Source organism: Bradyrhizobium uaiense (assembly GCF_010811875.1).
Lineage (GTDB): Bacteria > Pseudomonadota > Alphaproteobacteria > Rhizobiales > Xanthobacteraceae > Bradyrhizobium > Bradyrhizobium uaiense.
The window spans coordinates 1-8,159 of record NZ_VKHP01000346.1; the positions used below are offsets into that span (position 1 = coordinate 1).

The 8,159-nt window shown below is 65.9% G+C and carries 6 protein-coding genes; all 6 read left to right on the plus strand.

Features of this window, described 5'->3' with window-relative positions; all coding sequences use genetic code 11:
* The first annotated feature begins 83 nt into the window (after positions 1-83).
* The 6 genes from FNJ47_RS43015 to FNJ47_RS43040 all read left to right on the plus strand — a co-directional run bounded on the left by FNJ47_RS43015 (position 84) and on the right by FNJ47_RS43040 (position 7,600).
* A complete protein-coding gene (locus FNJ47_RS43015) occupies positions 84-1,169 on the plus strand; it encodes an amino acid ABC transporter permease (RefSeq protein ID WP_347341797.1) in 1,086 nt (361 codons plus the stop codon).
* A 1-nt stretch (position 1,170) separates the two neighbouring features.
* Positions 1,171-2,292 carry an amino acid ABC transporter permease gene (locus FNJ47_RS43020; protein ID WP_163162445.1) on the plus strand — a complete coding sequence of 374 codons (1,122 nt, stop codon included), beginning with the start codon at positions 1,171-1,173 and terminating at the stop codon, positions 2,290-2,292.
* Positions 2,293-2,420: 128 nt separating this feature from the next.
* Positions 2,421-3,215 (plus strand): FadR/GntR family transcriptional regulator, encoded by a 795-nt coding sequence (locus tag FNJ47_RS43025; protein WP_163162447.1) that lies wholly within the window; start codon positions 2,421-2,423, stop codon positions 3,213-3,215.
* A 44-nt stretch (positions 3,216-3,259) separates the two neighbouring features.
* Positions 3,260-4,678, plus strand: coding sequence for an amidase family protein (locus FNJ47_RS43030; RefSeq protein ID WP_163162449.1), 1,419 nt, complete (start codon positions 3,260-3,262; stop codon positions 4,676-4,678).
* Positions 4,679-4,716: 38 nt separating this feature from the next.
* On the plus strand, positions 4,717-6,147 hold the full coding sequence (locus FNJ47_RS43035) for an amidase (RefSeq protein WP_163162451.1): 1,431 nt from the start codon (positions 4,717-4,719) through the stop codon (positions 6,145-6,147).
* A gap of 232 nt (positions 6,148-6,379) precedes the next feature.
* The gene (locus FNJ47_RS43040) at positions 6,380-7,600 is read left to right on the plus strand and encodes an ABC transporter substrate-binding protein (RefSeq protein ID WP_163162453.1); all 1,221 of its coding nucleotides are present in this window, start codon (positions 6,380-6,382) and stop codon (positions 7,598-7,600) included.
* Positions 7,601-8,159: the final 559 nt, after the last annotated feature.

Below are 8,159 nucleotides of genomic sequence, written 5' to 3' on the forward strand. Positions count from 1 at the left end.
CGATTGCGGACGCCGCGCGTGCGCTGCACGCAGCCAACCGGATCTGGATTACAGGCTTCCGCAGCTGCCGCGGCGTTGCGGACCTGTTGACCTACCAGCTTCGCCTGTTCCGCCCCGACGCGGTGCATAATCTCTCGGTGCGGCGCATCTCGACAGGCTTTGCCTTCCTCGGCCGTGAAGCCGGCATGCCGATCGCGGATTCCTGGGTCGACTACACCCCGAAGAACACCTATCTGCGCGCCTTCATCGTCGGTATCGTCAACACGCTGCGCGTGGCCGTCATCGGCATCGTGCTGGCGACGGTGATCGGTACGCTGGTCGGTATCGCGCGGCTGTCGTCGAACTGGCTGCTGGCGCGGCTCGCCGCCGTCTATGTCGAGGTGTTGCGCGACCTGCCGCTGCTGCTGCAACTGCTGTTCTGGTATGTGCTGATGCAAGGACTGCCGGCAGCGCGCCAGGCGTTCAAGCCGATCGAGGGAGTGTTCCTCTCCAATCGCGGGCTGATCCTGCCGTCGGTTCCGCTGCAGGAGGCCAATTGGTGGACCATCCTTGCGCTGGTCGCCGGCCTTATCGTGCTCCATCTCGTCAGGCGCCGCCTGATCGCGCAGCAGATGCTCGACGGCCGGGCGCGGCCCGCCTGGCCTTACGCGTTCGGCCTCGTCGTCGTGCTCCCCGCGCTGGTGTCGTGGCTTCTGGGCGCAAGCTGGAGCATCACGCTGCCCGAGCTGCGCGGCTTCAACTTCGTCGGCGGCTTGACGCTCGCGCCGGAATATTTCGCGCTGCTGATCGCGCTGGTTACTTACACCTCGGCCTTCATTGCGGAGATCGTGCGCAGCGGCATCCAGGCGGTGCCGCGCGGGCAGTCGGAGGCCGCCAAGGCGCTCGGGCTGAAGCGCGGCTTCGTGCTCCAGCACATCGTGTTGCCGCAGGCGCTGCGCGTCATCATCCCGCCGATGACCAGCCAGTATCTCAACCTGACCAAGAATTCCTCGCTCGCGGTCGCGGTCGGCTATCAGGACATCGTCTCGATCGCCAACACCACGCTGAACCAGACCGGGCAGGCGATCGAGTCGATCGCGCTGATCATGATGGTGTTCCTCACCATCAGCCTCGGCATCAGCCTGTTCATGAACTGGTACAATGCGCGGATCGCGCTGGTGGAGCGCTGACATGAGTTCGGTCGCCCAGCTGCCGCAGGATCCGCTACCGATCGGCCCGCGCCCCGCACCGCGGGCGCTCGGTGGTCATCTCACGGCGTGGCTGCGCGCCAATCTGTTCGCCTCGATCCCGTCCGGCATCATGACGCTGCTGCTGCTGTTCGTGCTCGGCAAGGCCTGCATCGGCCTCTGGCAATGGGGCATTGCGAATGCGGTCTGGATTGTCTCCGGCAATGACACCAGCGCCTGCCGCGCGCTGCGCGGCGTTGGCGCCTGCTGGGCGGTGGTCCCGGAGAAGTATCGCTTCATCCTGTTCGGCACCTATCCGTTCGATGAGCAGTGGCGGCCGGCGCTCGCGGTGCTGATCTTCATCGCGCTGTTCGCCGTGTCGAGCCGCCGCAGCTTCTGGCGCAAGGAGCTGTTCCTGCTGTGGGCCGCCGCCCTGGCCGTGATCGGTTGCCTGATGTGGGGCGGCTTCCTTGGTCTGTCCTTTGTCACCCAGGACCGCTGGGGCGGGCTGCCGGTGACGTTGATCCTCGCGACCTTCGGATTGGCGTTCGGCTTCCCGCTCGGAATTTTGGTGGCGCTCGGCCGCCGCTCGAAATTGCCGGCGATCCGCTCGCTCTGCGTGCTCTATGTCGAACTGATCCGCGGCGTGCCGCTGATCAGCCTGTTGTTCATGGCGAGCGTGATGTTCCCGTTGTTCATGCCCGACGGCGTCAACATCGACAAACTGCTGCGTGCGCAGATCGCCTTCATCCTCTATGCCGGCGCCTATCTCGCCGAAGTCGTGCGCGGCGGCCTGCAGGCGGTGCCGCGCGGTCAATACGAGGCCGCCGATGCGCTCGGACTGTCCTACTGGGAGAAGCACGCGCTGATCGTGCTGCCGCAGGCGATCCGCCACGTCATCCCGCCGCTGGTCAACACCTTCATCGCCTTCTTCAAGGACACCAGCCTGGTCCTGATCATCGGCATCTTCGACCTGCTCACGACGGCGAAGACCGCGATCGTCGATCCGGCCTGGCAGTCCTTCAGCGTCGAGGTCTATGTCTTCGTCGGCGTGATCTACTTCGTGTTCTGCTTCGCGATGTCGCGCTACAGCCGCAGCCTCGAGGCGCAACGCGGAACGAACTGAGCGATCGCCGCTCGCCAATTCCTCAAATGTTCAGTCTGCCGTCATGCCCGGGATGCGCCCCGGGCAGGACGACCCTTTGGGGCGATCGCCCCTTGCCAAGCCGTTCCGATCTTATTTATGATCATAAAATGGATAAATCGGCTCTAGCCTCCTTGGACCCCTCGCGGCGCGCCTCGATCAAGCGCAAGCGCTCGGACGCGGTCGCCGATCTGATCCGCAGCCACATCTTCCAGGCCGGGTTGCAGCCCAACGACCGGCTGCCGCAGGAGAGCGAGCTGATCGAGATGTTCGGTTGCAGCCGCTCGACCATCCGCGAGGCGCTGAAGTCACTGGAAGTGCAGGGGCTGGTGCAGAACACCACCGGTCCCGGCGGCGGCGCGCGGGTGGCGCCGGTGTCGATCAACCGGATCGTCGGCCTGCTCAGCAACTACTTCTATTTCCAGTCGATCTCTACCGCGCAGATCTACCAGATCCGCCGGCTGATCGAGCCGGAGCTCGCCTTCAGCGTGGTCGGCCACCTGACGCTTGCGCATTTCGCCGCGCTCGACAAGGCGATCGAGGTCCAGGAGCATCATCCCGGCGGTGACGCGGACTGGGAGCACCACCGCCACGCCGAGATCGATTTCCACGACATCCTGATCGAGGCCTGTCCCAATCCGCTGCTTGGCCTGATGTGCCGCTTCATCAACGAGGCGATCCGCCATCTGATCGGCAAGCTCGGCGTGCAGGAATTCGCATCCAGCTTCACCTGCGACAACATCGAGTTTCACAAGCGCCTGATGGCCGCGTTCCGCTCCGGCAACGCGGCGCGTGCCCGGCGCGTGATGCTCGACCATGTGCTGAGCGCCGAGGCCGTGGTGGTTCCCCCGGAGGACCGGCGCATGGATCTGCCCGTCTTTCACCAGCCGTTGCGGCTCGACTGACCCGCATCGGCTGACTGCTGCATCACGCGTTGGAGGAATCAACAATGGTCACGCGGCGCGAGAATGAGTTGTGGAGCTGGTCGGCGGCTGACCTGGCGCGTGCGATCGCGACGCGTGCGATTTCGAGCCGCGAGGCCGTGCAGTCCAGCCTCGGTCGCATCGCCGAGGTCAATCCGGCGTTGAATGCCGTGGTCGAAGTGCTCGCCGATGAAGCGCTCGCCGCGGCGGATACCGCGGACGCCGCCGTAAAATCCGGCGCAGAGCTCGGCGTGCTGCATGGCGTGCCGGTCACGATCAAGGTCAATGTCGACCAGCGCGGCCACGCCACCACCAACGGCGTCGTCGCATTCCGCGACGTCATCGCCACCGAGGACAGCCCGGTGGTCGCGAATTTCCGCAAGGCGGGCGCGGTCATTGTCGGGCGCACCAACACGCCGGCGTTCTCGCACCGCTGGTTCACCAACAACGATCTGCACGGCGCGACCTACAATCCGTGGGGTCGCCGGCTGACGCCGGGCGGCTCCAGCGGCGGTGCCGCGTCGGCGGTCGCGTCCGGAATGGGCGCGATCGCGCATGGCAACGATTTCGGCGGCTCGATCCGCTATCCCGCTTACGCCTGCGGCGTCGCCGGCCTGCGTCCGACGCCGGGGCGGATCCCCGCATTCAATCCATCGGCGACCAGCGATCGTCCGATCACGGCGCAGATGATGTCGGTGCAGGGCCCGCTCGCCCGCTCGGTCGCCGATCTCGGGCTCGGCCTTGCCGCGATGGCGCAGGCGGATCCGCGCGACGGCACCTGGCTGCCGGTGCCCCTGCAAGGTGCGCCGCTCAAGCGTCCGGTCGGTGTTGCGATCGCGGCGGCGCCGTTCGGCGACGAGGCGCCGGAGGTGAGCGCAGCGGTCCGCGCCGCCGGACGCTGGCTCGCGGAGGCCGGCTTTGCGGTGGAGGAGACCGCCCCGCCGCGGCTCGCGGAGGCCGCCGATCTCTGGCATCGCCTCGTCATCAATGAGGAGCGGCGCGTGCTCGCGCCGATGATCCGCAAGTTCGGCGACGATCGGAGCCGCTACAATCTGGACGGCCATATTGTCTATGCGCCCGAGCTCGACGGCGACCAGGTGCTGGCCTGCTTCGAGCAGCGACTTTCGATCGTGCGGGCCTGGCAGCTGTTCCAGGAGCGCTGCCCCGTCATCATCCTGCCGGTCTCGGCGCAACTGCCGTTCCGCTTCGATCAGGATCAGGAAGACGCTGACGTCGTGCACGCGCTGCTCGACGCGCAGCGGCCGCTGCTCGCGGTGCCTGCGCTCGGCTTTCCGTCGGTCGTGGTGCCGACCGGAACCGCCGGCGACGTGCCGGTCGGTGTGCAGGTGATCGCCGGCCGCTTCCGCGAGGACGTCTGCCTCGCCGTGGCCGAGGTGATCGAGGCGCGTGCCTCGACGCTGACGCCGATCGATCCGCGTGACTGAACCAACAACAAAGCACTGAACATAACGGGAGAACAACAGTGACGAATGCACCGATCTGGCAATGGTCCGCCGTGGAGACGGCTGCGGCGATCAGGAATGGCGAGGCGACCTCGGAGCAGGTCGTGCGCGCCCATCTCGATCGTAAGCAGGAGGCAAACCCGGCGCTGAATGCCGTCGTCGTCGATCTCGGTGACGCCGCGATGAAGGCCGCCAAGGCTGCGGACGAGGCGCTCGCGGCCAGCAAGCGCGCCGGCGGCGCCGTCGGGCCGCTGCACGGCGTACCGGTCACGATCAAGATCAACATCGACGTCGAGGGCCAGGCCAATTCGAACGGCGTGGTGGCGTTCAAGGACAACATCGCGCCGGGCGACTCGCCGGTGACGGCCAATCTCAAGAAGGCCGGCGCCATCATCATCGGCCTGACCAACACGCCGGAATTCTCGTTGCGCGGTTTCACCGACAACCCGCTGCACGGCCTGACGCGCAATCCCTGGAATGCCGAGGTGACTTGCGGCGGATCCTCCGGCGGCGCCGGCGCGTCGATCGCGGCCGGCATCGGCACCATCGCGCATGGCAACGACATCGGCGGCTCCTTGCGCTGGCCGGCGCATTGCAACGGCATCGCCACCATCAAGCCGACCCAGGGCCGCATTCCGGCGTTCAATCCCTCAGCCACGGCAGAGCGGCCGCTGATGGCGCAGTTCATGTCGTCGCAGGGGCCATTGGCGCGCCACGTCGCCGACGTCCGTCTCGGCCTCGAGGTGATGGCGCAACGCGACCCGCGCGATCCTTGGTATGTGCCGGCGCCGTTGCAGGGGCCGAAGCCTGCCGCACCGGTCAAGGTCGCGCTCGCAAAGATCCCTGAAGACATGGTGACCGATCGCGGCGTGATCGCGCTCCAGCGCAAGGCGGCCGATCATCTGACCGATGCCGGCTACGCGGTCAGTGAGGTCGAGGTGCCCGAGCTCGACAAGGTCTGGCAGCTCTGGTGCGACTTGATCATGACCGAGACCCGCGTGTTGCAGCAGGACCAGATGCTAGCGGTCTCCAGCGCCGACTTCCAGAAGACGTTCCACGGCTTCATGGCGCTGGCAAATCAATTGGACCAGGCCGGCTACATGAAGGCGATCGCCGAGCGGTCGCGCCACATCAGGAACTGGATGACGTTCCTTGAGCAGTACCCGCTGGCGCTGATGCCGACCTCGGTGCGCAAGACGCCGGAGGTCAATGCCGATCTCGGCGGCGATCAGCGCGTGAAGGACGTGTTCTGGAACGACCTGCGCTTCATCTCGTCGATGAACGTGCTGGGGCTGCCGGCAGCCGTGGTGCCGGTCGGCCTGCACGAGGGGGTGCCGGTCGGTGTCCAGATCGTCGGCTCGCGCTATCGCGAAGACATGTGCCTGGATGCCGCCGAGGCGATCGAGCGCAAGGTTGGCATCCTGGCAAGGCAATTGTGGGCGCGGCGCTGAGGCGATCTCGACGCCATCTCGCGTGATCTATTCGTAAGATCCAAGGAACGCCGCGGCGAAATCTCGCCGCGGCGTTCGCATGATCGGCGACGCGCGCGTCGGCACCTTGGCCGTGTTCCTCCTCCCGGAATTTCGGCGCGGATTCGCAGAGCGCCATGCCGGCCAACGGGGTTGCCGGTGATCCCTGATTGCTTCAGGAGATCGTCCGAACCATCCGAACCCTGGGAACGAAATGTCCATCACGAAACGCTCGCATGTCCTGGCCGCAATTGCCGCCGTGTGTCTCTCATTTGCTGCCGGTATGGCCCGCGCGGAGGATGGTGTGTTGCGGGTCGGCATCATCACCGACATGAGCGGGCAATATTCCGACGGCAACGGTCCGGGATCGGTGATCGCGGCACAAATGGCCGCGGAGGAAATCGGGGGCACGGTCGCCGGGCGCAAGATCGAGATCATTTCGGCCGATCACCAGAACAAGCCAGATGTCGCGACCGGCATCGTGCGCAACTGGATCGACAACAAGGGTGTCGACGTGATCGCCGAAGGCGTCAATTCCGCGGTGGCGCTCGCGATCCAGACCGTGACCCGCGAACGCAAGAAGCTGTTCCTGATCTCGGGCTCCGGTTCATCCGACCTCACCGGCAAGCAATGCTCGCCGACCAGCGTGCAGTGGACCTATGACACCTACGCCTCCTCGAACGCGACGGCGAAGGCGGTGGTTGCGCGCGGCGGTACGCCTTGGTTCTTCCTCACGGCGGATTACGCGTTCGGCCAGGCGCTGGAGCGCGACGCGAGCAGGGCCGTCACCGCTGCCGGCGGTAAGGTGCTGGGCGCGGTCCGCCATCCCTTCGACACCGCCGATTTCTCGTCCTTCCTGTTGCAGGCGCAGTCTTCCAGCGCAAAAATCCTGGCGCTCGCCAATGCCGGCTCCGACTTCCGCAACGCGGTGTCGCAGGCCGACGAGTTCAACATCCGCGCCAGCATGCAGATCGTCGCATTGCAGGTGACGCTCACCGACGTGCCCGCGCTCGGCCTCGCGCATGCGCACGATCTCTTGTTCACCGATTCCTTCTATTGGGATCGCACGCCCGAGACGCGCGTGTTCGCCCAGGAGTTCTTCAAGCGGCACGGCGCGATGCCGACCGCCTACCAGGCCGGCGTCAACTCGGCGCTGCGGCACTACTTCAAGGCTGTCGCCGCGACCAACTCGGTTGATTCCGAGACCGTGATCGCGCAGATGCGCAAGACCCCGGTCAACGATTTCTTTGCCCAGAACGGCGTGGTGCGCGAGGACGGCCGGATGGTGCACGACATGTATCTGATGCGCATCAAGAAGCCGGAAGAGTCCAAGAGCAAGTGGGATCTCTACGAGTATCTCGCGACGGTGCCGGGCGACCAGGCCTTCCGTCCGCTCGCCGAAGGTGGTTGCCCCTACTTCGCCAAGGCGCAGTAGGGCGCGAGGCGCGATGCCGCGGAATGCGGTGAGGTGAGCACGCCTCCCAGGCTCCTTCTCCCCTTGCGGGAGAGGGTGGGGAGAGGGGTTGCCCCGGGCGGAATGGTCGACGAGAACAATGGCCGCGCAATATTGCCGCGGCGAACACGGAGAGGGCGCGCCGTGTGGCACCCCTCTCCCTAACCCTCTCCCGCAAGGGGAGAGGGAACCCTGCCGCCGGTGCGTCCCTCACAATGCCGACGCGCTGAGTTGCCCGACGGGCAACTCAGCAAAATGCGTCAAGTCCCTGATGCCAAACTATTTCGGTTTATCGTAACAGCAACTCAGTGTATGGTCTGTGCGTCTCACCGAGACGAGGGGCGCTTCGCGGTCGTCACGAACGCGGGTCGAGATGTGGTGGACGCGCAGTGTGCGACTGACGGAGGCACGCGAAGCGGACGGCGAAGTCGTGCAGGCCTGACGCCCTAGTGGTAGGTGTCTCCTCGCAAGACGCGAAAGCGTTCTTGCGAAGACGGTGACAACAAAGCCCAGTCTCGCCTGGGAGAGCACGTATAAGCCG